General features: G+C 33.5%; 25 protein-coding genes. 23 read left to right on the forward strand and 2 right to left on the reverse strand.

Annotation, left to right across the window (positions count from 1 at the left end; all coding sequences use genetic code 11):
* Window positions 1-21: 21 nt before the first annotated feature.
* Together ACN0WY_RS04080 and ACN0WY_RS04085 are read right to left on the reverse strand one after the other, a co-directional pair.
* Entirely contained in the window at window positions 22-2,550 is a 2,529-nt protein-coding gene (locus ACN0WY_RS04080) for a DUF5686 family protein (protein WP_330488525.1), read from the reverse strand.
* 76 nt (window positions 2,551-2,626) lie between these two features.
* Window positions 2,627-3,607 (reverse strand): pyruvate dehydrogenase complex E1 component subunit beta, encoded by a 981-nt coding sequence (locus ACN0WY_RS04085; protein ID WP_330488524.1) that lies wholly within the window; start codon window positions 3,605-3,607, stop codon window positions 2,627-2,629.
* Window positions 3,608-3,820: 213 nt separating this feature from the next.
* On the opposite strand from ACN0WY_RS04085, the gene ACN0WY_RS04090 reads away from it, so the two are divergent.
* The 23 genes from ACN0WY_RS04090 (at window position 3,821) to ACN0WY_RS04200 (ending at window position 25,610) form a co-directional block, all read left to right on the forward strand.
* Complete coding sequence (locus ACN0WY_RS04090; protein ID WP_330488523.1) at window positions 3,821-4,561, forward strand: electron transfer flavoprotein subunit beta/FixA family protein; 741 nt, start codon at window positions 3,821-3,823, stop codon at window positions 4,559-4,561.
* Between the two features lie 104 nt (window positions 4,562-4,665).
* The gene (locus ACN0WY_RS04095; RefSeq protein WP_330488522.1) at window positions 4,666-5,619 is read left to right on the forward strand and encodes an electron transfer flavoprotein subunit alpha/FixB family protein; all 954 of its coding nucleotides are present in this window, start codon (window positions 4,666-4,668) and stop codon (window positions 5,617-5,619) included.
* A gap of 148 nt (window positions 5,620-5,767) precedes the next feature.
* Window positions 5,768-6,382, forward strand: coding sequence for a bifunctional nuclease family protein (locus tag ACN0WY_RS04100; protein ID WP_330488521.1), 615 nt, complete (start codon window positions 5,768-5,770; stop codon window positions 6,380-6,382).
* A 15-nt stretch (window positions 6,383-6,397) separates the two neighbouring features.
* Complete coding sequence (locus tag ACN0WY_RS04105; protein WP_417799644.1) at window positions 6,398-8,143, forward strand: NupC/NupG family nucleoside CNT transporter; 1,746 nt, start codon at window positions 6,398-6,400, stop codon at window positions 8,141-8,143.
* A gap of 104 nt (window positions 8,144-8,247) precedes the next feature.
* Window positions 8,248-8,430, forward strand: a complete 183-nt coding sequence (locus ACN0WY_RS04110; protein ID WP_330488519.1) for a hypothetical protein — start codon at window positions 8,248-8,250, stop codon at window positions 8,428-8,430.
* A gap of 114 nt (window positions 8,431-8,544) precedes the next feature.
* The gene (locus ACN0WY_RS04115) at window positions 8,545-9,369 is read left to right on the forward strand and encodes a thymidylate synthase (protein WP_417799645.1); all 825 of its coding nucleotides are present in this window, start codon (window positions 8,545-8,547) and stop codon (window positions 9,367-9,369) included.
* Window positions 9,370-9,433: 64 nt separating this feature from the next.
* On the forward strand, window positions 9,434-9,619 hold the full coding sequence (locus ACN0WY_RS04120) for a hypothetical protein (protein WP_073182575.1): 186 nt from the start codon (window positions 9,434-9,436) through the stop codon (window positions 9,617-9,619).
* 18 nt (window positions 9,620-9,637) lie between these two features.
* Window positions 9,638-10,123: a dihydrofolate reductase gene (locus tag ACN0WY_RS04125; protein WP_073182576.1), complete on the forward strand. Its 486-nt coding sequence runs from the start codon at window positions 9,638-9,640 to the stop codon at window positions 10,121-10,123.
* Window positions 10,123-10,584 (forward strand): GNAT family N-acetyltransferase, encoded by a 462-nt coding sequence (locus ACN0WY_RS04130; protein WP_417799646.1) that lies wholly within the window; start codon window positions 10,123-10,125, stop codon window positions 10,582-10,584. The genes ACN0WY_RS04125 and ACN0WY_RS04130 overlap by 1 nt, the downstream gene beginning before the upstream one ends.
* Before the next feature lie 7 nt (window positions 10,585-10,591).
* A complete protein-coding gene (gldA, locus tag ACN0WY_RS04135) occupies window positions 10,592-11,485 on the forward strand; it encodes a gliding motility-associated ABC transporter ATP-binding subunit GldA (protein WP_330488517.1) in 894 nt (297 codons plus the stop codon).
* A gap of 280 nt (window positions 11,486-11,765) precedes the next feature.
* A complete protein-coding gene (locus ACN0WY_RS04140; RefSeq protein WP_330488516.1) occupies window positions 11,766-12,341 on the forward strand; it encodes a DUF4255 domain-containing protein in 576 nt (191 codons plus the stop codon).
* 6 nt (window positions 12,342-12,347) lie between these two features.
* On the forward strand, window positions 12,348-13,424 hold the full coding sequence (locus ACN0WY_RS04145) for a hypothetical protein (protein WP_417799647.1): 1,077 nt from the start codon (window positions 12,348-12,350) through the stop codon (window positions 13,422-13,424).
* 29 nt (window positions 13,425-13,453) lie between these two features.
* Window positions 13,454-15,349 (forward strand): phage tail sheath family protein, encoded by a 1,896-nt coding sequence (locus tag ACN0WY_RS04150; protein ID WP_417799648.1) that lies wholly within the window; start codon window positions 13,454-13,456, stop codon window positions 15,347-15,349.
* Window positions 15,350-15,390: 41 nt separating this feature from the next.
* Entirely contained in the window at window positions 15,391-15,837 is a 447-nt protein-coding gene (locus tag ACN0WY_RS04155) for a phage tail protein (protein WP_330488513.1), read from the forward strand.
* A complete protein-coding gene (locus ACN0WY_RS04160) occupies window positions 15,837-16,274 on the forward strand; it encodes a phage tail protein (protein ID WP_330488512.1) in 438 nt (145 codons plus the stop codon). The genes ACN0WY_RS04155 and ACN0WY_RS04160 overlap by 1 nt, the downstream gene beginning before the upstream one ends.
* 1 nt (window position 16,275) lies before the next feature.
* Complete coding sequence (locus ACN0WY_RS04165; RefSeq protein WP_330488511.1) at window positions 16,276-16,437, forward strand: DUF5908 family protein; 162 nt, start codon at window positions 16,276-16,278, stop codon at window positions 16,435-16,437.
* Window positions 16,437-17,123, forward strand: a complete 687-nt coding sequence (locus ACN0WY_RS04170; RefSeq protein WP_330488510.1) for a LysM peptidoglycan-binding domain-containing protein — start codon at window positions 16,437-16,439, stop codon at window positions 17,121-17,123. Before ACN0WY_RS04165 ends, ACN0WY_RS04170 begins: the two co-directional genes overlap by 1 nt.
* Window positions 17,124-18,869 (forward strand): type VI secretion system tip protein VgrG, encoded by a 1,746-nt coding sequence (gene vgrG, locus ACN0WY_RS04175; protein ID WP_330488509.1) that lies wholly within the window; start codon window positions 17,124-17,126, stop codon window positions 18,867-18,869.
* Window positions 18,866-18,997, forward strand: a complete 132-nt coding sequence (locus tag ACN0WY_RS04180) for a hypothetical protein (protein ID WP_417799649.1) — start codon at window positions 18,866-18,868, stop codon at window positions 18,995-18,997. The genes vgrG and ACN0WY_RS04180 overlap by 4 nt, the downstream gene beginning before the upstream one ends.
* Window position 18,998: 1 nt before the next feature.
* On the forward strand, window positions 18,999-19,289 hold the full coding sequence (locus ACN0WY_RS04185) for a PAAR domain-containing protein (protein ID WP_173359354.1): 291 nt from the start codon (window positions 18,999-19,001) through the stop codon (window positions 19,287-19,289).
* Between the two features lie 2 nt (window positions 19,290-19,291).
* Complete coding sequence (locus ACN0WY_RS04190; protein WP_330488507.1) at window positions 19,292-19,705, forward strand: GPW/gp25 family protein; 414 nt, start codon at window positions 19,292-19,294, stop codon at window positions 19,703-19,705.
* A gap of 8 nt (window positions 19,706-19,713) precedes the next feature.
* Window positions 19,714-22,890 (forward strand): baseplate J/gp47 family protein, encoded by a 3,177-nt coding sequence (locus tag ACN0WY_RS04195; protein WP_417799650.1) that lies wholly within the window; start codon window positions 19,714-19,716, stop codon window positions 22,888-22,890.
* Window positions 22,878-25,610 carry a hypothetical protein gene (locus ACN0WY_RS04200; protein ID WP_417799651.1) on the forward strand — a complete coding sequence of 911 codons (2,733 nt, stop codon included), beginning with the start codon at window positions 22,878-22,880 and terminating at the stop codon, window positions 25,608-25,610. Before ACN0WY_RS04195 ends, ACN0WY_RS04200 begins: the two co-directional genes overlap by 13 nt.

A 25,610-nucleotide genomic window follows, 5' to 3' on the forward strand; every position in this document is an offset into this window, starting at 1 on the left:
ATTTTATGGTTAAATGTATGATTATAAGCCGGGTTTAATTCCTATGCGAATCGCGAACTCAGGTGTTGGAGCAACAACTGAGCCTGCTGGAGGGGTGTAATTGCTTCTCCAAATAGCATCAATTCTTAAAAAACGTAAGTTACCATACCCAATATTTTCTAACCCAACGCTGTATTCATAATACAGTTTATTGGGGGCGTTGTAGTTAACATTATATGCTCCACTACTATTCATTAGCCCATCGTTTATAGCTCTGTTTTCTGGGGAGATGTTTCCGTATGCGGCTCTAAAAGAAACTAAACTTCTTAATTTTAATTTTTTTAATAGCGGAATTCTGTTCAGGATGTAACCGTTGAAGTGATGTTCAAAGTGTCCTGCTAAATATTCATCAGCAACAAAGTCGTAGTAATTCAGTAAAGCAAAAGTGTCTTTAACCAATGAAAATGTTTGGTTGGCAGGAATAGGGCTTAATAAAGCAACAGGGACGGTACCAAATGTTTTTCCTGCTTCGATACTTGCATCCAAAGTCCCAAATTTACCTAATAGAATAGGTTGGCTATATTTGAATTGAATTTTATCGTAACTGTGAGTTCCGTTAAAAGGGCCTTTATAGCCTTTTCGGTAATTTAGCACAAAAGTAGGGAACACATTTCTACCAAAACGTCTTTCTACACCTAGTCCATATACAAATCTACCAGGGGTAAAAGAAACATAAATGTCAGAAGCAACATCTGTGACTTGTGATTGAATATTTCCGTTTTCATCGATATAGTCCATAGAGAAATCTTTTTCAGATGCAGAGGCTATTTTTGAATGAGAAAAATTAAATCCTATATGTAAGTTCTGCTGAATTTGGTAGTCAAAATTTGTGGCTATTTTTTCAATGTTGGATAAAAAATAGTTGTCTCCTCTTGAAAATAATGCTGCTGTACCAAAGCTTCTTCCTAAAAGCTGAGTAGTGTTTAATAGAGTACTACCTAATTGTTCAATGTCGTTTTGGTATGCCACTCCAACAGCAATTCTAGGCTTGTAAGATAAAAGATAGCGAGCTTCAGCACCGTACTTTACCCGTTTGTCTTTAAATCCATAGGCAACATGACCGCCTAGGCGAAAACGATCGTCTTTTGTGATGAAAGTTCGGAATCCCATCTTAGTTCTAAACCCTTCTACTTGGTTGTTTGCGAAAGCAGTCCATAGAGGCCCTATTTGCACACCAAGATTTGTGTTTATGTATCCACTAGCTACAGTGTTAATAAGTCCTGTTAGGTTTTTTATTTGTTTCTTTTCTTTAACGCTTTCAATTAACTTATATGTGTTTTTGCTTTCGTTAGTTTGAACAGCTTCCCAATACGATTCTTCTTTTTCGTATTGATCGGGTCTAATCTTTTCAATAGTTTGTTCGTAAAAGTTTTTTGGAAAGGCTTTGTTAAGAACGTAGTTTTTAAAAGTAATGTTCTTTTTAATTGTTAAACCCTTATTACTTTCATTTTTATCAATAAAGGTAAAGTCGCCTTCATAAGCATTTTTAGTAGGAATGTAAATACTGTCGTTTCTAACTTCAAACTCTTTTTCAAAAGTAAGCCCTCTTACAAAGTTTAGGTTGATGCTTTTGTGGACTTTCATTTTTAGTTTTTTGATTGAGAAGTTTTTGTCAGCTACCCAAAAATTTCCTTGAAAAGCTAAATCACCATCTCTTCTTGGAAAGAAAAAAATATTGTAAAGCTTTTTATTGTTGTTTACAATACTATCATAAAGAACGTAATCATAGGTAGAAAAACCATCAGTAGATAAAGGACTAACGAAGGGTTTTTGAAGTAAGTTGATGTTGTTTTTAAAGACGTCAACATTTTGAAAAGTATTCGCCATTCTGTCAAAAATAAAACCTTGAGCGCTCAAGCCTTTAGATTTTTCAGCTTCGATATCTTCTCTAATATTATTGTTGTTGTTATCTCCGTATACATTCGCTACTTGTTCATTTAAGTAAATAGGAATGTAATAGTTTATACCGTCGCTATCATATTTTATTTCTTTGAGTGCTTGTTGATATTCTTTTTTAAAAATTTTTTTTAAGAAAAGGGTGTCTAAATTGTTTAGACCTATTTCTATAGCTGTATTTTTCTTGTATTGATAATGGTCAACTAAATCAAGTCCGTTTTTTCGTTTGCGTTTCCAAATTTCTTTTAGAATTCGATAAGCAGGGTTTTCCTTTTTCTTTAAGCGCTTTTTCGGTTTGGTCACAATAACAACTTCTTCTAGTTCATTGCTTTCCTCTTTTAAAACAACACTTAAAAAACTTGTTTTTTGACCAACTTTTATGGTTTGTGTTTGAAAGCCTACAAACGATATTTCAAGTACTCCTCTATATTTATTCGTTTTTAAATAAAATTTACCATTGTCGTTAGTGGTGGTTCCATATGTGGTGTTTTTTAGGATAACATTAACGTAAGGCATTGGAGTATTAAACTCATCAACTACTTTACCTTGTATAGTTAATTGTGCACTTAAAACACTGGTAGTTAGTAGTAGTAATAAGGTAAGAAGATGTTTCATTATTTTTTTTACTACAAAATCCTTTTGACGTGAGTCAAAAGGATTTTAATTTATTTTCAATTTCTTTTTTCTTCAATTATTTGCGGTACATTACCTCTTTTACAGCTGATACAACATCATTAGCGTTTGGCAACCATTCTTCTAATAAAACAGGAGAATAAGGTGCAGGAGCATCGGCAGTTGTAATTCTTTTTATAGGAGCATCTAAGTAATCAAAAGCTTCATCTTGTACTCTAAAAGTAATTTCTGATGAAACACTTCCAAACGGCCATGCTTCTTCTAAGATTACTAATCTATTAGTCTTTTTTACAGACTCTAAAATAGTTTTATGATCCATTGGACGAACTGTACGTAAATCAATAATTTCGACAGAAATTCCTTCGTTAGCTAATTCGTCAGCAGCTTTGTATGCTTCTTTAATAATTTTACCAAAAGATACCACAGTTACATCAGAACCTTCTCTTTTAATATCAGCAACTCCAATAGGAATGATATATTCTCCTTCAGGAATTTCCATTTTATCACCATACATTTGCTCAGACTCCATAAAAATTACAGGATCGTCATCACGAATAGCTGCCTTTAATAAACCTTTAGCATCGTATGGGTTGGAAGGAACAATAACTTTTAATCCAGGACAGTTAGCATACCAACTTTCAAAAGCCTGTGAGTGTGTTGCAGCTAATTGACCTGCTGAAGCTGTCGGTCCACGAAAAACTATAGGGCAGTTAAATTGTCCACCACTCATTTGACGGATTTTCGCAGCATTGTTAATGATTTGGTCAATTCCTACCAAAGAGAAATTGAAAGTCATATACTCAACAATAGGGCGGTTACCGTTCATTGCTGACCCTACAGCAATACCACCAAAACCTAATTCAGCAATAGGAGCATCAATAACGCGTTTGGCACCAAACTCGTCTAACATTCCTTTACTGGCTTTATATGCACCATTATACTCAGCAACTTCTTCTCCTATCAAGTAAATGCTTTCGTCTCTACGCATTTCCTCGCTCATTGCTTCGCAAACGGCTTCTCTAAATTGTACTGTTTTCATACGTTTTATAAGTAGTTGTTTATCAAGAGTGCAAAAATAATAAAAATAGGAGTAATATTGTAGCTTTAAAACCAACAAATGATTATGTAATAATAATACCTTAATTTTGAGGCTGACGAATGTTGAATAAAAAATTTATTATGCACGCATAGTAAATTAAAAAAAATTCTTAACTTCGTCGCACAAAATTAAGTTTCTTTAAAACAACGATATATGAAAATATTAGTTTGTATCAGTCATGTACCTGATACTACTTCAAAAATCAACTTTACAGATAACGATACAAAGTTTGATACTAACGGAGTTCAATATGTGATAAATCCATACGATGAGTTTAGTTTAACTCGTGCTATGTGGTTTAAAGAAAAGCAAGGAGCAAGCGTAACTGTAGTGAATGTTGGAGGAGCTTCTACTGAGCCTACTTTGCGTAAAGCTTTGGCGATTGGTGCAGATGATGCAATTCGTGTAAACGCTGAACCAACAGATGGATTTATGGTTGCTAAAGAATTAGCTGAAGTTGTTAAAAATGGAGGATATGATTTAGTGTTAGCAGGAAAAGAATCTGCCGATTACAACGGGCAAATGGTTCCAGGAATGCTAGCTTCTTTGTTAGATTTTAACTTTGTTAATGGATGCGTTGGTGTAGAGGTTGACGGAACAAGTGCTACTTTAAATAGAGAGATTGACGGAGGTGAAGAAAAAGTATCTTCAACATTACCTATGGTAATTGCAGGTCAAAAAGGAATTGTGGAAGAAAAAGATTTACGTATCCCTAATATGAGAGGTATTATGATGGCACGTAAAAAACCTTTAAACGTGGTTGAGCCAATTGGAGCGCCAGCGGCAACAGCAACTCAAAACTTTGAAAAACCAGCACCAAAAGGAGCGGTTAAGTTAGTGGATAATGTAGATGATTTAATCGATTTATTACATAACGAAGCAAAAGTAATTTAATTTGCTATATTGTTTTAATAGAGTTTAAAAGTAAAGAATACAAATATTTGTTAGTGTTTAATAGTTGAAAAATAACCACTAACGACTAAAAAAATAAAATAAATATGTCTGTATTAGTTTTTGCCGATTCATCGGAAAGAAAATTCAAAAAAACAGCTTTTGAAGTTGTTTCATACGGAAAAAAAGTAGCAGAACAATTAGGAAGCGATTTAATAGTATTAACTATTAATGGAGGGGATGCTTCTGAATTGTATACTTATGGAGCAGAGAAGGTAGTAGAAGTAAAGAATGACTTAGCTTCATTTAATGCCAAAGGATATGCTTCAATTATTAAACAAGTTGCTGAAGCAAAAGGAGCAAACACAGTAATTATTGACTCTAGTGTTGATGGATTAACTGTAGCACCGTTAGTTGCTGTAGGTTTAGAGGCAGGGTACGCTTCAAATGCGGTAGCATTACCAAGTAGCACAAGTCCTTTTGTCGTTAAGAGAAAAGCATTTTCAAACAAAGGATTCAACAATACTGAAATCTCAACAGAAAAAAAAGTAATTGGCGTAGCTAAAAATTCTTACGGAGCGCATGAAAATACAGTAAGTGGCTCTGTTGAAAGTTTTGATGCTGCATTACCAGAGTTAGGAATAAAGTCAGAAAGTATGAATAGAGCAACGGGTAAAGTTACCATTGCTGATGCTGATATCGTTGTTTCTGCAGGTAGAGGTTTAAAAGGACCTGAAAACTGGGGAATGGTAGAAGAGTTAGCAGATGTTTTAGGTGCTGCAACGGCATGTTCTAAGCCAGTGTCTGATTTAGGATGGCGCCCACATAGCGAACACGTTGGTCAAACAGGTAAGCCTGTGGCTTCAAATTTATACATTGCTATCGGTATTTCTGGTGCAATTCAACATTTAGCAGGAATTAACGCATCTAAAGTAAAAGTAGTTATCAATACAGATCCTGAAGCTCCTTTCTTTAAGGCTGCAGATTATGGTATTGTTGGTGATGCTTTTGAAGTTGTACCTCAGTTAGTAGAGAAATTAAAAGCTTTTAAACAAGCATAAAATAGTGGTAATTTTTTCTTTTTCTAGAAATTAGAGTACAACTCATAATTTTTAGTAAATTGTGCCCACTTTAGAAGGCTGTCTAAAATTTTAAGCAAAAGGCCTAAATTTAGACAGTTTTTTTGTATTTTATGATGATTGATCGTACATGAGTTTAATTAAACTAACTATAAAAGGGATTTCGTATAGCCAAACACAAAGTGGGGCATATGCTTTAGTGCTGAGTGAAATGGAAGGAACCAGAACACTTCCTATAATCATAGGAGCGTTTGAAGCACAATCAATAGCTATAGCTTTAGAAAAGGAAATCCGTCCGCCTAGACCCCTAACTCACGATTTATTTAAAACATTTTCAGATCGTTTTTCCATTATTGTTAAACAAGTAATTATACACAAATTAGTTGATGGTGTATTTTATTCAAGTTTAATTTGTGAACGTGAAGGAGTAGAGGAAGTAATTGATACAAGAACATCCGATGCTATTGCGTTGGCAGTTCGATTTGAAGCGCCAATTTTTACCTATGAAAACATTTTAGATAAAGCAGGGATTTATTTAAAAATGGATGAGGAATTAACGATTGAAGAAGACCTAGAGACTGATGAAGATGAAATTGAGTTTTCAATAGAAGAGGAAGAAGAAGATCAGGGGAACTACTCACACTTATCACTTAAAGAATTACACGAACAACTTAACGATGCTGTAGCCAATGAAAACTACGAATTGGCGGCTAAAATTCGTGATGAAATCAGCAAACGTTCTTAATTTAAAATATTTAAAATGAAGAAACTATTTACTTTCATAATGCTTTGCGTTACGATGATAACTTTTAGCCAAAGCATTGAAAAAAAGTGGAATTTCTCATCAATTACAACAACAGAGGGAGATTCAATTGTTTCTATAGATCCTACAGATGTTTTTACCTTATTAGAAGGCAATTTTACATACTCATTAGTAGCAAAAGATAGTTTACAAGCTTCAGGAAACTATATTCATCAAAATAACTTATTAATTTTTAACTACAAACAACCTAACGATACAGTTCGTTATTACAATGTAGTTGAGTTAACAGATGAAGTATTGATACTTTCAGAAAAAAACATACTTTATAACTTTACAACAGCGCCAAAAGTAGTTTCTGCTCAAGATGCTGAAAAAGAAATCGCAAGTACAAGTGAAATAATTCCAAGTCAAGGGTTTTCCATGCAAAGTTTATGGAGAGGAGCCTTAGGAATGGTAACATTATTAATTATAGCTTTTTTATTTAGTGCAAACCGAAGAGGGATTGACTGGAAAACGGTAGGGTTAGGATTGGCTTTTCAGTTACTAATAGCAATTGGAGTTTTAAAAGTTCCTTTTGTACAAAAAACGTTTGAGCTGGTAGGAGGCTTGTTTGTAAGTGTATTAGATTTTACCAGAGCAGGAAGTGAGTTTTTATTTAGTGGTTTGGTTGCTGATATGGATTCTTTTGGATTTATTTTTGCTTTTCAAGTATTGCCAACAATTATATTTTTCTCGGCACTAACATCAGTATTGTTCTATTTAGGGTTAATTCAAAAAATAGTAAAAGGGTTAGCTTGGTTGTTGTCTAAATTTTTAAAGATTTCTGGAGCAGAAAGCTTATCGGTAGCAGGAAATATTTTCTTAGGACAAACAGAAGCTCCTTTATTAATCAAGGCATATTTAGAAAAAATGAACCGTTCTGAAATCTTGTTAGTAATGATAGGAGGAATGGCTACGGTTGCAGGAGCCGTGTTAGCAGCGTATATAGGCTTTTTGGGAGGAGATGATGAAGCGTTACGTTTATTATATGCAAAACACTTATTAGCAGCATCTGTAATGGCAGCGCCGGGAGCTATTATTATTTCTAAAATACTATATCCGCAAACTGAAGAAGTCAACACAGATGTACAAGTTTCATCAGAAAAAATAGGTTCAAATATCTTAGACGCTATTGCTAACGGAACAACTGAAGGATTGCAATTAGCAATGAACGTAGCAGCAATGTTGTTAGTGTTTATTGCTTTTATAGCCATGATAAATGGTATTTTAGGAAGTCTAGGAGGGTTTGATGGAATTGAGTATTTTAATTGGAAATTTACTTCTTTAAACGAACTAATTGAAGGAGCTACCCCATATGAAGCCCTGTCATTAGAGTTTATTTTAGGATATGCTTTTGCACCTTTAATGTGGTTAATTGGAGTTGCTAAAGAAGACATGGCATTAATGGGACAGTTATTGGGTATTAAATTGGCTGCAAGTGAGTTTGTAGGATACATCCAGTTGGCCGATTTAAAAAATGCAGCGAGTGCTACACATTTAACATATAATAAATCAGTAATTATGGCTACCTATATGTTGTGTGGTTTTGCAAATTTTGCCTCTATTGGAATTCAAATTGGAGGTATTGGTTCTTTAGCTCCAGGTCAACGTAAAAACTTATCTGAGTTCGGAATGAAAGCTCTAATAGGAGGTACTATAGCTTCGTTAATGTCGGCAACCATAGCAGGAATGATTATAGGATAAAATATTGGTGTTTTGTAATTTGTTGTTTTTTAAGGAGATAATTTTATTTGTTCACTTTTTTTGATATATTTATACCAATATTAACCCCCAAAATTAAATCTATCATGAAAAAACTAAAAAGTTTAAAAGGAATTAAAACGTTATCAAAAAGCGAACAAAACCAAATTAACGGAGGAGGCTATACCTACTGTAAAGGACCTCGTTTATGTTGTACTAGATTTGCAAATGGTCAAGAGTTTTGCGACTATGGTTACTGCCAAAGTAATGGAACTTGCGTTTGGGCATAGTTATAGTTGATAACTTATTAATATAATTTTAAAAGCATTTACATTTTTTGTAGATGCTTTTTTATTTTTACGTTGTTAAACAATTCAACAATTTTAACGATTAAACGTAGAAGGATGAAGCAGTATCACGATTTAGTAAAACACGTTTTAGAAAACGGAAACGAGAAAGGAGATAGAACAGGAACAGGAACTAAAAGTGTTTTTGGATATCAAATGCGATTTGATTTAAGTGAAGGATTTCCAATGGTAACAACTAAGAAGTTACACTTAAAATCGATTATTTATGAATTATTATGGTTTATAAAGGGAGATACTAATATTAAGTACTTGCAAGAAAATGGCGTGCGTATTTGGAATGAATGGGCAGATGCGAATGGAGATTTAGGACCAGTATACGGACATCAATGGCGTAATTGGAATAGCGATGATATAGATCAATTAAAAGAAGTAATTGAAGCCTTAAAAAAGAATCCTAATAGTCGTAGAATGCTTGTGTCTGCATGGAACCCCTCTGTTTTACCAGATACTACTATATCGTTTGCAGAAAACGTAGCAAACGGTAAAGCAGCACTTCCACCATGTCACGCATTTTTCCAATTTTATGTAGCAGAAGGAAAGCTTTCATGCCAATTGTACCAACGTAGTGCAGATATATTTTTAGGAGTTCCCTTTAATATAGCATCGTATGCTTTATTTACAATGATGGTTGCTCAAGTTTGTGGTTATGAAGCAGGAGAATTTATTCATACATTTGGCGATGCTCATATATATAATAATCATATAGAGCAATTAGAGCTGCAATTATCACGCGAATTGAGACCTCTTCCGAAAATGAAAATAAATCCAGCCATAAAAAATATTGAAGAATTTACTTTTGAAGATTTTGAGTTACTTGGTTATGACCCGCATCCACATATAAAAGGAGTTGTAGCAGTATAATTTAACTTTATTTTATATATATTGTTTAGTAGCTTTGTAAGAAACCACCAAAAAAGTTATAAAAATGAATATAGACGTTGATGTTTTAAAAGAAGATCTCTACGACAAAATAGCTGAAATTAACGATGAAAATGTATTAAAAGCAATTCATACATTAGTTGATAACATGAGAAATGAAACTTTTGAAGAAGCTACAACAGAGAAACGAGATCTTACAGGATATATTAAAGAATGGGTGAAAAACATGTAAGCAACACATATTAAATTTATGATTACACTCATCGCTGCAATTGCAAAAAATAATGCGTTAGGAAAAGATAATGATTTAATTTGGCACCTACCTGCCGATTTAAAACGTTTTAAAAAAGTTACGACAGGACATCCTATTTTAATGGGGCGCAATACTTTTGAAAGTATTGGAAAACCTTTACCTAACCGTACATCCATAATCATCACTAGAAATAACAACTACTTTATTGATGGCTGTTTAATTGCCAACAGTATTGAGCAAGCCATAGAGTTAACGGGTGGAAAGGATGCATTTATTATAGGAGGAGCACAAATTTATAAGGATGCTCTAGAACAAAACTTAGTTGATAGGTTAGATATAACTGTTTTACATCACGAATTCGAAGCAGATGCTTTTTTCCCTGAAATAGATATGGGAATATGGAAAGAAGTAGCAAGGGAAGACTTTAAAGCTGACGATAAAAATAAATACGATTATAGCTTCGTTTCTTATGAAAGAAGGTAATGGAATTTAAAGAAGTAAATAAATTATCTCCACTTTTTAAAGAACAGGTTAGGTTACTTTGGAATCGTGAATACCCCTATGTAATTGCACAGAAAAGTAATAAAGACTTCAATGAATATTTAGAATCGTTAAAGAATAAAAACCACCTTTTAGTCCTTGAAAAGAATCGAGTACTGGGTTGGTGTTGTGATTTTATTCGTGAAGGAGAATGTTGGTTTGCGATGATTTTAGATACAGAAATTCAAGGAAAAGGAATAGGAAAAAGATTAATTGAAAAGTTAAAAAAGAGGCATAATAAATTAAATGGTTGGGTAGTCATAGAGGAAAGTTATGTAAAAGAAAATGAGCAACCATATAAATCACCAATAGGCTTTTATAAGAAACTAGGATTCACCGTTTTTGAAAAAGAAAAGCTCGATTCATCAATATTAAATGCTGTGAAAATTCAGCTGAAATCATAAGAACTAAATGTCGATAGAACTTACCTCAATAATAAAAAGATACGGAACACAAAAGGCGGTTAATAATATTTCTTTTTCAGCAAAAAAAGGAGAAATAGTAGGGTTTTTAGGCCCCAATGGAGCGGGCAAATCTACAACAATGAAAATCTTAACAGGATTTATTCAGCCTTCAGAAGGAACTGTATTGGTTAGTGGAATTGATGTAATTTCGAATCCTATAGATGCGCAAAAAAAAATAGGTTATTTGCCTGAACATAATCCGTTATATTTAGATATGTATGTGCGTGAATATTTACAGTTTCAAGCATCTTTACACAACGTAGAAAAGTCTAAAATTAATGAAACTATTGAAAAAGTAGGGTTAACGATTGAAGCACATAAGAAAATAAATCAATTATCTAAAGGATACCGTCAGCGTGTAGGTTTAGCTGCTGCTATTTTACACAACCCAGAAGTGTTAATTTTAGATGAACCTACTACAGGATTAGACCCAAATCAATTGGTTGACATCCGTGAATTAATAAAAGAGCTAGGAAAAGATAAAACAGTATTGTTATCTACACACATTATGCAAGAAGTAGAGGCTATGTGTGACAGAGTTATAATTATTAATAAAGGAGAAATAGTAATTAATAAACCTATTTCAGAACTTAAAACAGATAATGAACAAGTAATTAAAGTAACGTTTGATTATAAATTGGAAGAGCAGTTTATAAAACGTTTACCCAATATAATATCGTACAAAAACACTCTAGAAAATAATTGGATACTCGTTTTTAATTCAGTTGACGATATGCGTCCTGTAATTTTTGATTTTGCACAAGAAAACGGATTAAAAATTCTAGGGCTAAATACCGAAAACAAAAACTTAGAAAGTTTATTTAGAGAGTTGACTCAATAGAAAAATAACAACCTAAAAAGAAAGAACTCCTTGCATATACAGTATGTAAGGAGTTTTTTGTTTGACTTGAGATTTTCAAAATTTAAGCCTTACTATTTAAAAAAGTAAGGGTGATTTCCCCCTTTTTAGCACCAGTAATTCTATTTGAAAATTTTTAGGAGAAACTACTTTTTTAAAAGAGTTTTTCATTGCGGTTATTCTTCATAAGAGCAATTAATTTTACAATGCCTGATTGCTAACCCTTCAATCTGCAAGTAAAACTAACCAAACTTACGATCAAATGATTTTTGAAATATTACAAATCATTACCGAAGAATTAAACGGCTATTTCGATGAAAAAGCTGTCGACTTATCAAATATAGCCATGGCAGAAGGAGATGGCAATGCTCCAGCAAATAATCCTGATGTTTCATTAACATTAATCAATACGCAAGAAGAGTTTGCTTTAAAAAATACTTCTAATAATCGTGTTGAAGGAACTTCAGTAAGTTATAGAAATCCAAAAGTATATCTAAACCTTTATGTGCTGTTTAGTGTAGACAAATCTAGTTATGCAGAATCCTTAAAAAGTTTAACTAAAATATTGGCTTTTTTCCAAGGTAAAAAAGTATTCACCCATCAAAACACCAATTTTGAAGGAATAGACGGGCTAGGTGATTTGAAGACTTTTAAATTCATTACACAATTATACACACCATCTTTTGAAGAGCTAAATTATATATGGGGAACCTTAGGAGGTAAACAATACCCGTCAGTACTCTATAAAATAACATTACTGGAAATAGAAAGAAATCTTATAACAAAAGAAGGTACTGTAATCTCTGGTATTGAACAACAATCAATAATTAAAAACTAAAAGATTATGTACAAAACACTGTTCAATATCAACATATATCACTCTTATTTTTTAAATGAAGGAGAACGAACTTTTTTTGAGTTCAATGGAGGTAATAATGGGGTAACACCTCTTACAACGGAAGAAAAAAAACGTTTAGAAGAACAATATGATATTAGCAAGTTTCTATCAATTCAACCTACTCAAGAAACCAAAAAGAGGTTAAAAAATCATAGACTATTGCTTAGAAACCATAAAAAAGGAGTTCGAGTACTATCGGAAACTACAAAAGTAATTGCAGAAGAAGGAAATCAGGAAGTAGATAGGTATAGTCCTATAATTACATTACCCGATTCACTAACACTAACTTTTTATGTAAAAGCACACCATTCTTATTTTGAAAATTTTTCAAACATAATTGAAAAGAAAGAGCAGCAATTATACTACTTATCAAACAAAACTTCTTCAGCAATCAATTTATTTGAAGCCATTTCTGAGGTGAAAAAATGGAGTTCATTTTTGATTTCAGAAAATGAAACAAGAAAGTTGCTACATCAATTGGAAAGTGAAAAAGAGTTTCAAACAACCACCCCAAATTTGGTAAGCATAGCAAACATAGCTGCTTTTCAGTTAGAGACTATAGAAGCTAAATTAATGAATGCTACTCCTTTAAATGAAGAAGAACAAGAGGTTGTAAACACGATTAATTCCTTTGTGAAAAGCATTAAAAATAAAGGAGTAATAGGCCTTGTACAAGTCCAGATATTAGGAAATGACAATACAAACCTAACAGAAGAAGTGTTTGTTAAGAATAAGGAAACTCAGCTGTTTGATGTGTTAGAAAAATGCTTGTTAGAAACGCCTCCTCAGTTTGCTGTATGTATTGAAAATAGAGCCACTTTTTGGCGTTATACCAAAACAAGTGAAAGTCTTGTGATGACTACTTCAGAAGAAAGGCCTTTAACACTCAATGGACGTGTTGAGATAAATAAACAAGACGTTTCGCCACAACCACAAAACGATTATTATTTCCCAAATCCTACTCCTGAGAGTATTACCCTAGATCCAGATAATCAAAATTATTATTCGGAAGTATTTATATAAACAAAAATTAAAATTAAAAACAAGTAATTATGTCAGCGTACAAAACACCAGGAGTCTACGTAGAGGAAATTGTAAAGTTTCCCCCTTCGGTAGCTCAAGTAGAAACAGCAATTCCAGCTTTTATTGGTTATACCGAGAAAGCAACTAAAAAAGCAATAGGAGACCTTAAGGGAGTGCCAACTAGAATCTCTTCAATGTTAGAATATGAGAATTACTATGGAAAACCGAAGAATGAAACAGGAATTAAGGTATCTGTAGTAAATGGAGAAATCTATGCAGAAGGCCCTAGTAAAAATGAGAGATCTCCATTCTTCATGTACTATGCAATGCAAATGTTTTTTGCCAATGGAGGCGGACCGTGTTACATTGTTTCTGTAGGAAGATACGGAACTGATATTGATGATGCAGATTCTCAAGAAACTATCGTAGAACAAGCAAACTTAAAAACAGGATTAGATACCATAGAAAAGGTAGATGAAGTTACTTTAATCGTTTTTCCAGACGCTTCTAATTTGGGAGATGTAGATAGTTTTTATGGATTGTATAATGATGCTTTAAAGCAATGCTTAAAATTAAAGGATCGTTTTGTAATTATTGATACGGAACATGATGATGATACGCAATCACCAACTCCTGTAGAAGATTTGAGAAATAAAATTTCAAACATAAAGGATGAAGTAAAATATGGCGGAGCATATTACCCGTACGTGAATACAATCTTAGATTATATGTATGATGAATCTAAAATTTCAGTGATAGAAAAGTCTACCACTCAAGAAGATTTAGAGGCAGCGGTACAAGAGATTTCAGACAGTATAGACACAGCTAAGTTTACAGATTTAAGAAACTCAATAGATGCTTTAAAAGCCGATGCAGATGCAAACGTAACAGATGCAACATCAGCCACAGCATTTGTTCCTATAGTTAAAGCTGCAATTGATAATATAATCAATTATATAAATACGTTAAAAGTAGATGTAGAAACCGCATTAATTATTTCTCAAAAAAACACAGCGGTTGCAACAGAATCAAATGCTTTAGACGCTTGGATTACAAATGTGTTAGAGGGAGCGATTCTTGATTTTAATAAATCAAAAGATAACTTAAACTCTGATGATACGGCTATTAAAATAAAAAATGAAATAGATATTGATACCGCAGCAATAGATGCTTTAAAAACGAGTGTAGATACTTGTATTGCATCAGGAGAACTGGATGCAGTTATTACTGCTTTAAATACAAACGCAGCAGTATTACCAACAACAACAACTGTTTTAAAGAGTTTAAAAACGACAAACAATCGTTTATACAATCAAGTAAAAGCCGAAATAGGTCGTATTCCATTAACCTTACCCCCTAGTAGTAGTATTGCAGGAATCTATGCTGCTGTAGATGAGAATAGAGGGGTATGGAAAGCACCGGCCAATGTTAGCTTAAATTATGTTATAGAGCCAACAATTCAGGTATCTCATGATGAACAACAAGGATTGAATGTAGACGAAGTAGCTGGTAAATCTATAAATGTAATTCGTGCATTTAAAGGGAAAGGAAATCTAGTATGGGGAGCAAGAACCCTTGCAGGAAACGATAACGAATGGAGATATGTATCTGTTAGACGCTTCTTCAACATGGCAGAAGAATCGATTAAAAAAGCAACAGAACAATTCGTTTTCGAGCCTAACGACAAAAATACGTGGGTGCGTGTAAAAGCAATGATTGATAACTTCTTAACACAACAATGGAGAGCAGGAGCACTAGCAGGTCCTACACCAGAAAAAGCATTTTATGTAAGTGTTGGTTTAGGAGAAACGATGACCGCTCAAGATGTTTTAGAAGGAAATATGATTATAGAAATTGGAATGGCAGTAGTACGTCCAGCTGAATTTATCATTCTTAAGTTTTCTCACAAAATGCAAGAAGCATAATTAAATGAATTAATAAAAAAATAAACAAAAAATAAAAAATCATGGCAGAATTATATCCAATTCCAAAGTTTTCCTTCGAAGTAACTTTTGGAGACACAAAATTTAATTGCACAGAAGTTTCTGGTTTGAGTTTCGATAATAAAGTAATAGAATACCGTGGGGGAGCTGATAAAGAATACCACAAATCAAAGCAACCAGGACTGTTTGAGTATGGTAATATTTCTATGAAACGAGGAACTTTTGTAAATAAGAGTAAAGAGTTTTATCAACAGTGGGCTAAAACGGTCTATTTTCAAGAAGGTGGTGAGCAATTTAGAGGTGATCTAACCATAAAGTTATTAGACGAAAATGGAGACCCAGCTGTTGTATGGGAAGCCCAAAATGCATACATCACTAAAGTGCAACCAACCGATTTAAAAGCTGATGGTAATGAAATTGCCATTGAAACTGCCGAGTGGGCTATTGAAAAACTTAAAATGCCATCGTAATGAGCTATTATCCGCCAGTAGGCTTTAGTTTTCAAGTAGAGTTTGTAGATGTTTCAACTTCACAAGGAGATAATTCATTTCAATCAGTTTCAGGTCTTTCAGTAGACCTTGAAACTGAAGAAATAACCGAAGGAGGAGAAAACAGGTTTAAACATACAATACCCGTACGTTCTAAGTATGCTAATGTGGTTTTAAAAAGAGGAATGTTAATGGATTCTGAAGTGATTAATTGGTGTAAAAAAGCAGTGACAAATTTCGAAATACAACCCTCTGATATTAATGTGATGTTGTTGGGAGAAGATGGACAAACCATACAGACTTGGAATATTGTACGTGCTTATCCAGTAAAATGGAATGTGGGAGATTTTAATGCGGAAGAGAGTAAACTGGTTATTGAAACATTAGAATTAACCTATAACTATTTCAAAGTATCCTAACATGCCAATTACAATTAAAGAATTACATATCAAGATTAATGTAGATGAAAAAGCAGAGCCCCAAGGAAAAACAAGTGGAGCAAAAAATGGTAATACAGCAGCTATTGTAGCAGCATGTGTTGAAGAGGTAATGGATATTCTTGAAAGACAAAAAGAACGATAATGAGTCAAGGAGAGTTAAAAAAACTAGTTATAAAAGCGTATAAAGATATTGCTTTTTCTGAACCCGTTGGTGACGGTGAGTTTACAACATTAGTAAACCCAGAAAAGTACATGATTGCCTATAAACCTGAATATGATGAAGAACAGGGACAAGGGACAAGCGCTACACAACCAAGTTTTACTAGAATTGCTCCACAAGAACTAGACTTAGATTTATTGTTTGATAGTAGTGGAGTTATAGATGGTAGCCCAAATTTGAAAGATGGGATCATAGATAAAATAGATGCATTTAAAAAAATTGTATTCGATTACAGTGGAGAAGAGCACAAACCTTACTACTTAATGATTAAATGGGGGGCATTGCTTTTCAAAGGATCTTTAGTAGATCTTTCTATTGAATACAGATTGTTTGCTCCAGATGGAACTCCCTTACGTGCCAATGCAAAATTAAAAATAAAAGGAACCGTTGATGAGGATTTACGAGTAGCAAGAGAAAACAATCAATCTCCAGATTTAACACACTATCGTAAAGTGAAATCAGGAGATACCTTGCCTCTAATGTGCCATCGTATTTATGGAGATTCTAAGTATTATTTAGAAGTAGCGCGTGTTAATAAAATAATGCAGTTCAGAAAGCTACAACCAGGACAAGAAATTTTTTTTCCACCCTTGCAAAAATTCGCATAAATGAATAACACAGGAACCATACAAACTTCAAAAAGTGCCGATTTAGTCACGTTTAAAATCTTAATTGCTGGAGAGGAACTCTCAAAACAATACGAGGTAAAAACGATTACTGTGGCTAAAGAAGTAAATAAAATACCTACAGCCCAAATTGTTTTATTAGATGGAGATGCTTCTCAAAGAGATTTTAAGTTGAGTAATGAAGACTTGTTAATTCCGGGAAAAGAAATTGAAATTACGGCAGGATATCATTCCGATGAAGAAACCATTTTTAAAGGAATAGTTATTAAACATAACCTAAGAATTAGAGCCAATTCAGCACAGCTGATTGTTGAATGTAAAGACGAAGCTGTGAAAATGACGGTAGGTAGAAAAAGCAAGTATTTTTACGAAAGCACCGATAGCGACATTTTTGAAGAAATCATTGGAAATTATGGTTTAGCTAAAGAGGTAGAATCTACAAATTACAATCATGCAGAATTGGTACAATACAATGCCTCAGATTGGGATTTTATGGTTTCGAGAGCACAAACAAACGGAAAACTGTGTTTTGTTGACGATGGAACCATAACCATAGCCAAACCCAATGTGAGTCAGTCTGAAATTGAAACCGTAACCTTTGGAGGTTCTTTGTTAGATTTTGATGCAGAAATAGACGCACGTCATCAAGTAAAAAAAGTAGCAGCCTATAGTTGGAACCACGCTGATCAGGAGCTAGTTGAAATTGAAGGAAAAGATCCTAATATAAGTTTAAACGGAAATTTATCGGTTTCAGACTTAAATAAAACGATAGGTTTAGAAAGTATGGAGTTACGACACGGAGGTGTTGTTACCGATACTGAACTACAAGACTGGGCAGATGCTAAATGGTTATTTCAACAATTAGCAAAAGTAAGAGGACGTGTAAAATTTCAAGGAATTCCTTCGGTAAAACCAAATACAATTTTAAAGCTAGAAGGAGTAGGAGATCGGTTCAACGGAAATGTATATGTAACAGGAGTACAGCATCTAATTTCAGAAGGAAATTGGGTTGTCAATGCACAGTTTGGATTGTCAACAGAATGGTTTTCTGAAACTTTTGAAATCTCAGCCAAATCAGCATCAGGATTATTACCCGCAATTCAAGGCCTACAAATAGGAATTGTTTCTCAATTGGAAGAAGACCCTGATGGAGAAGATAGAATTCTAGTGCAAATTCCTATAGTAAATAATAAAGAAGAAGGTATTTGGTGCAGAGTAGCTTCACCCGATGCAGGAGAAAATAGAGGTATTTTTTTTCGTCCTGAAATAGGTGACGAGGTAATTGTAGGATTTATCAATGAAGATCCTAACGATGCTATTGTTTTAGGGATGTTGCATAGTAGTGCAAAACCATCACCTATTACTGCAACCGATGATAATCACGAAAAAGGAATCATTACCAGAAGCGAAATGAAAGTATTGTTTGATGATGATAAAAAAATAATCACCATAGAAACACCTGCGGGAAAAACCATTGCATTAGATGAAGATGAAGGAGCCATAACTATTGAAGATGATAACTCCAATATAATAATCATAAACAGCGATGGGATATCAATGGAAAGTGCAGGAGATATTTCATTAAAAGCCTCAGGAGACGTAAATATTGAAGGAACAAATGTGAGCATAGCAGCCAATGCAGAATTTAAAGCAGAAGGTAGTGCTGGCGCAGAAGTTTCAACAAGTGCTATAGCTGTTTTAAAAGGCTCGTTAGTTCAAATAAATTGATTTTAGAAAAGAGAAAAGAGAAAAGAGAAAAGAGAAAAGAGAAAAGAGAAAAGAGAAAAGAGAGAAGAGAAAAGAGAGAAGAGAAAAGAGAGGAGAGAAAAGAGAGAAAAATTAATATTGATAACTGATATGGGAAATCCAGCAGCAAGAATAACAGACATGCATGTGTGTCCAATGGTAACGGGAACAGTCCCTCACGTAGGAGGACCAATTTTACCAGCAGGAGAGCCTACGGTATTAATTGGAGGTTTACCAGCAGCTAGAGTAGGAGATATGGCTACTTGCACAGGTCCTCCAGATAGTATAGTCGCTGGCTCAGGAACCGTATTGATAGGAGGAATGCCAGCAGCAAGAATGGGTGATAGTACTTCACATGGTGGTACTATTGTACTGGGAGAACCCACAGTTTTAATAGGATAATAATGGAAAATAAAAAAGCATTTTTAGGGATAGGATGGGATTTTCCACCCGAATTTTCAAAAGACTTAAGTGAAGTAGTCATGATTTCTGAAGAGGAAGACATTAAAAGTAGCTTAGAAATATTGTTAACGACTCGATTAGGAGAACGCGTAATGCTACCTAATTATGGGTGTAACTTACAAGAACTTCTTTTTGAGAAACTTGATAGAACGCTGATAACCTATGCCAAAGATTTGATAGAAACAGCAATCTTATATCACGAACCAAGAATCGATGTTATTCATATTGATGTTTCGGAAACAGATCCTTTAGAAGGAATGTTGATTATAAAAATTGACTATAGAATTAGAGCTACAAACAGTAGAACCAATGTGGTTTTCCCTTTTTATAAAGGAGAAGGAACCGATATAAATTAAAACACACCATGAGTAAAATCATTTCTAGCATATTACAACGAAACGGAACAGGACAAGAGCGACGTTATATTGAAGCACTGAACCCTGAAAATTTCGAACTTCACGATTTTACTATTGAAGATTGGATTTTATTTGCCTATAATTTTGCTGAAAAGCTCAATTATTTTCCCACAGAAAACCATGAAGTAGCGTCTGGAGATTGGCAACTTTTTTTTAAAAATTTAACGACAGAGAATATCCCTTTTAGAGGAACAAGAGAGTATAAAAAAATAAAAGAAAATATTCAGAAAGCTCTTGAGAAATACACCCAAGAAGGAAAATTAAGCCCGCATTTAACTTTATTTGTTTGTTTTTTGCACTTGTTAGAACTTTCAAAAGAGCGATTCAACAATTTAACGAAACGCCACTTAGATTTTTACTACAAAGAAATACTTCAAGTTCAAAAAAGAACGCCAATTCCAGATCAAGCACATGTAATTTTTGAACTGGCAAAAAAAATAGCAGATGAACGAATAGAAAAAGGAACGTTGTTAGATGCAAAAAAAGACAGTTTAGGAAATCCATTAGTATACGAAACAAATGAAGAACTGATTGTAAATAAAGCTTCTGTAGGAGCCATAAAAACGATTTACAATAACAATTCAGAAAGTTTAAAAAAGATAAAAGCAAGTGCTGTAGCGAATACAAAAGATGGTTTTGAAGAGCCACTATCTGAAGAAGCACCGTATTGGTATCCATTTGGATATCCTGAAAGTGAAAAAAATGCTATTGAGTTGCCAGATGCAATAGTAGGTTTTTCAATAGCTTCACCAATGCTACTTTTACAAGAAGGGGATAGAACAGTAACGATTGCTATTAACTTTAAAAATAACTTTGAAGAAAATTCTTTTGATGTAAGCGAATTGCTACAAACCGTCCAAATTTTTGCCAGCGGGAAGGAAAAATGGGTAAGCCCAACATTAACGGCAATTAATCATGCAAATGATGGAACCCTTGAAATTGTCAATCAGGTAAGTTTTACATTTACATTAGGGCTTGATACAGAAGCATTGGTAGCATATAATGAAGAGTTTTTACTTAAAAAATACAATACAGCACATCCATTAGTTCGTTTTGTTTTTGATGTTTCCAACACGAATGGATACGATTTTTACAGGTTTTTAGCAGGGAACACACTTGAAAAAGTAACTATAAAAACAGATGTTAAAGGAGTAAAATCAGCAACAGTTGAAAATGATAATGGAGTGCTAAGAACCAAAAAACCATTTCATCCTTTTACAACACGCCCTATTGAAGGATCGAATTTTAGTGTGGATTATACCGAAGCTTTTTCGAAAAAGTGGAAAGATTTTACAGTAAATCTTCACTGGAAAAATATCCCCGAAGATTTTAAAGAATGGTATCAAGCATATGTGAAATCAACAAGTTATTCTTCTATTAAAACCTATGGAGATGAATTGGGAGAAGCTATAGGTTTAAGGAATTTAATAATTGAAGACTACACTTTTTTCCAAATAGAAAAACGATTATTGCATGCTGCTGGAGAAACCAAAGAAACCGTAGGGAAGATTGAAAACCTCTTTAAAAAACAGGTTGATGAAGAAAGTGAAGCGGTATTTTATACCTCAGAGTTTAAGGTAGAAAATACAGGAAATAGTTACGGAATAGACAAAGCAGGTCCTTTACAGTTAACACTAGAACAATCATTTTTACATGAGTTGTATCCTAAGTTATACGCACTGGCAGTAAGTGCAGAAGATAAAAATATTAACCTTCCTAATGAACCCTATACCCCATTAGTAGCATCTATTTCTGTAAACTATTCAGCAGAAGAAACCATGGTAATGGAAGGGATGAATTTAAATGAAAACCGCATTCAATTATTTCATGAACACCCTTTTGGGCAACACGAAGAAAACTATGCAGAAAAAAAGTATTTACAAGAAGAAAAAGGAATTGTAGATATTTTTGATAAAGACAGTATTCAAACCACTTTAGTACCAAAATACTGTTTAGGGGGTCACTTATTTTTAGGAATAGAAAATGTAGCGCCTCAGCAAAACCTTTCACTGTTAATCCAAGTATTAGAAGGAAGTGAAAATCCAGAAGTAGAAAGTTTTGGAGCAAATGAAAAAATAAACTGGTCGATATTATGTAATAATAAGTGGAAAACACTTGAAAATAATATCATATCGAACAGTACAGATAATTTCTTGAAATCAGGAATTGTTAAGTTTTCCATTCCTAAAGAAGCCAATTCCGATAACACATTATTACCAGCGGGCTATACTTGGATAAAAGCAGAAATGAATAAGTCGTTTGAAGCCGTATGCAAGGTCATTGGTATTCATGCACAAGCAGTATTGGCTAGGTTTGAAGATAACAATAATGAGGTAAGCCATTTAAAAAACGGATTGCCTAGTGAAACCATCAAAAAAATGGTGACACGCATTCCACAAATTAAATCAGTTTCACAACCGTATAATTCATTTGGAGGAAGTCCTGAAGAATCTGATGCTAACTTTTATAGAAGAATAAGCGAACGCTTGCGTCATAAAAATAGAGCGATAAGCTTATGGGATTACGAGCATTTGATTCTTCAAGAATTTCCTGAAATATACAAAGTAAAGTGTTTAAATCATACTTCAGAAACAAGTTTTACAGCAGCGGGTTATGTTACGTTAATTGTGGTGCCAGATACTGTAAATAAGAATGTATTTGATATGTACCAACCAAGAGTTAGCAAAGCTACTTTAAACAGTGTTACGACTTACATTAATTCGTTAAATACCCTACCTGTAAATGCTGAGGTTATCAATCCAAATTATGAAGAAGTAACGATTGGCTTGGAAGTGAGTTTTTATGAAGGATATGATGAAAACTATTATACAGAGCAGCTAAAAACCGACATTACAAAATTCTTATCTCCTTGGGCATTCGACGAAACCAAAGAAGTAACCTTCGGAATTATGCTGCACAAAAGCATATTGATTGATTACTTAGAAAAACTGCCTTATGTAGATTATTTACAAAACGTAAGCATGAATGGCAATGCTAATGTGTACAAAATAGAACCAAGCAATCCAAAATCAATATTGGTATCTGCTAAAACTCACAACGTAAGTACTGTATTAACGACCTGTAAAGGAACCAAAAAAATCATAGAACAAACATGTCAGCTATAAACGAACATATCAATATTCCTAAAAATATATCTAGAAAAGATGACTTAGATTTTTCTTTTTTAAGAAAAGAAGGAATCTCTTATTTGGAAACATTAGGAGGTAAGTTGTGGACTGACTTCAATTCACACGATCCAGGAGTTACTATTTTAGAAATGTTGTGTTATGCCATTACCGATTTAGGAATGCGTATTGATACCCCCTTAGAAAACTTATTGGCATCTAAAGATCCCAGTTTATCATTGCAAGCACAGTTTTACCAAGCTTCAGAAATTTTTCCAACCAAACCAGTCAATGAATTAGATTACAGAAAACTGTTTATTGATTTAAAAGGGGTAAAAAACTGTTGGTTACGAATTTACGACAAGCAAGTGTTTGTAGATTGTAAGAATAACCAGTTAAGCTATAAAAAGTTTGAAGGGATTTTACCAGAGTTTCAAAAAGATTTTAAGCTAAAGGGATTGTATTCCTTATTGGTCGATTTAGAAGAAGGCTATACTAAAGAACAAGTTTTTCCTCATATAAAAACGACTTATCACAAAAACAGAAATTTATGTGAAGACTTGATAGAAATAAAAGAAGTAGACACGCAGCCGATTGCTATTTGTGCCAATGTAGATGTAACTCCTGAAGCAGATGAAGAATGGGTATATGCCAATATTGTATTTCAAATAGAAAACTACCTATCACCATCTTTAAAATTCTATTCAATTCTGCAAATGTTAGATAAAGGGTATACAACCGATGAGGTATTTGATGGCCCAGTTTTAAACAATGGATTTATTGATGTAGAAGAGCTTAAAAAAGCAGAATTAAGAAAAGAGGTACGCCTTTCAGATGTGATGAAAATTATCATGAACATTGAAGGGGTAAAATTAATTAAAGACATCTCTGTAGGTTTTTGTGATGAAAATATAGTTCAAGAGAACAAATGGGTAGTTTGTATCGATCCAGATAAAAAACCTGTGTTGTGTGAGAAAAGTACTTTTAATTTTAGCAAAGGATTTCTTCCGTTAAACTTAAACTACGATAGGGTAGAGGAATATTTGAAACAATTAAAAGAAGATGAAATAGCATCACAGCAAATAGCAGATGAAGACAAGGTTTTATCGTTGCCAAAAGAAAGTTTAATAGGAGTTAGCGAGTATACCACTATTCAAAATGATTTTCCTGATACTTACGGAATTGGTCGAGAGGGGCTAGCTGTACATGTTTCTAATGACAGGAAAGCAAAAGCGAAACAATTAAAAGCCTATCTAACATTTTTCGATCAAATCTTAGCGAGCTATTTCAAACATTTATCAGAAGTAAGAACGTTGCTTTCTGTCAGTGGGCAAGAAACGCGTACTTTTTTTACACAAGCGGTTAAAGACATTAAAGATTTTGATGAACTCGTTAGTGAATATCCACAGTCAGATGACGATGAATTAACAAAACTATTGTTCAGTCAGTTTGATAATAATATAGAGCGAAGAAACTCCATTTTAGATCATTTATTAGCTCGTTTTGCTGAACGATTTGGAGAATATACCTTCATTATGAAAGCGCTGTATGGAACAGCTACCGATGAAATTGTATTGTCAAACAAAGAGTCTTTTTTAAAAGACTACAACATAATAAGTAGCGAAAGAGGATTAGCGTTTAATTATTACAAGCGCGTTAAAGAAAACTTATGGGATACTAACAATGTATCAGGATTTCAAAAGCGTATAGCACGTTTAATGGGAATTACCAATGAGAAACGAAGACATTTAACGGAAACCAGTGTAGATATTTATGAAGTAACAGAAGGGAGTAATAGCTATAGATGGAGGTTAAAAGATACTAGTGGAAACATACTATTGTCAGCAACTGAAAACTATGTTAAAAAATCCTTTGCTATTGAAGAATTATACTTTGCAGTTTTACAAATGGTACAAACCAAAGAAAAAGATATAGAGGAAGCTTTTGAAGAAGGTATTACAAATAATATGCAAATTGGATTTATAAGAATACATGAATCTACACCATCAAAACCTTCTATTCCAGTAAAGTATTCTTTTGATGTTATTAATCCGGAAAAACCAAAGAGTAGTTCTGATTACATCATTGCAAAACAATACAAATATTATACAGATAGTAATGATTTAAAAGAAGCATTATTAGAGGTGATTTCTTTTCTAAAAAAAGAGTTCACTGAAGAAGGAATGTTTTTAGTTGAACATATGCTATTGCGCCCAAATGTTACCAATAACGAAGCAGAAAACTTTTTGCCTATTTGCGCAAAAGACTGTGAAGATTGTGGAACGATTGATCCTTATTCTTACAGAGTTAGTATTGTTTTACCAGGGTATACATACCGCTTTTCAAACCCAGATTTTAGACGCTATATGGAAGATGTTATCAGGCAAGAACTTCCAGCACATATACTACCAAGAATATGTTGGGTAGGAGAGCGTAAGGGAATTGTACCAGATAAAGAAAATGATTTATTACAGTTTGAAAACTCTTATAAAGAGTACCTGTTTGCCAAAACAAATTTAGAGCAAGAACAACCAACAGAAAATGGTGAATTACAAAATTTAATACATGCAATACAGCAATTAAATACAATTTACCCAGTAGGAAGATTAACCGATTGTAGTGCTGAGGAGGAAGCCTTAGATGGAAGAATCATTTTAAATCAATCTAGTATTGGAAACATTGGCGCAGAAAAAGAAAACAATAACGAAGAAAACTCATAA

This window comes from Tenacibaculum sp., from assembly GCF_048269885.1.
Lineage (GTDB): Bacteria > Bacteroidota > Bacteroidia > Flavobacteriales > Flavobacteriaceae > Polaribacter.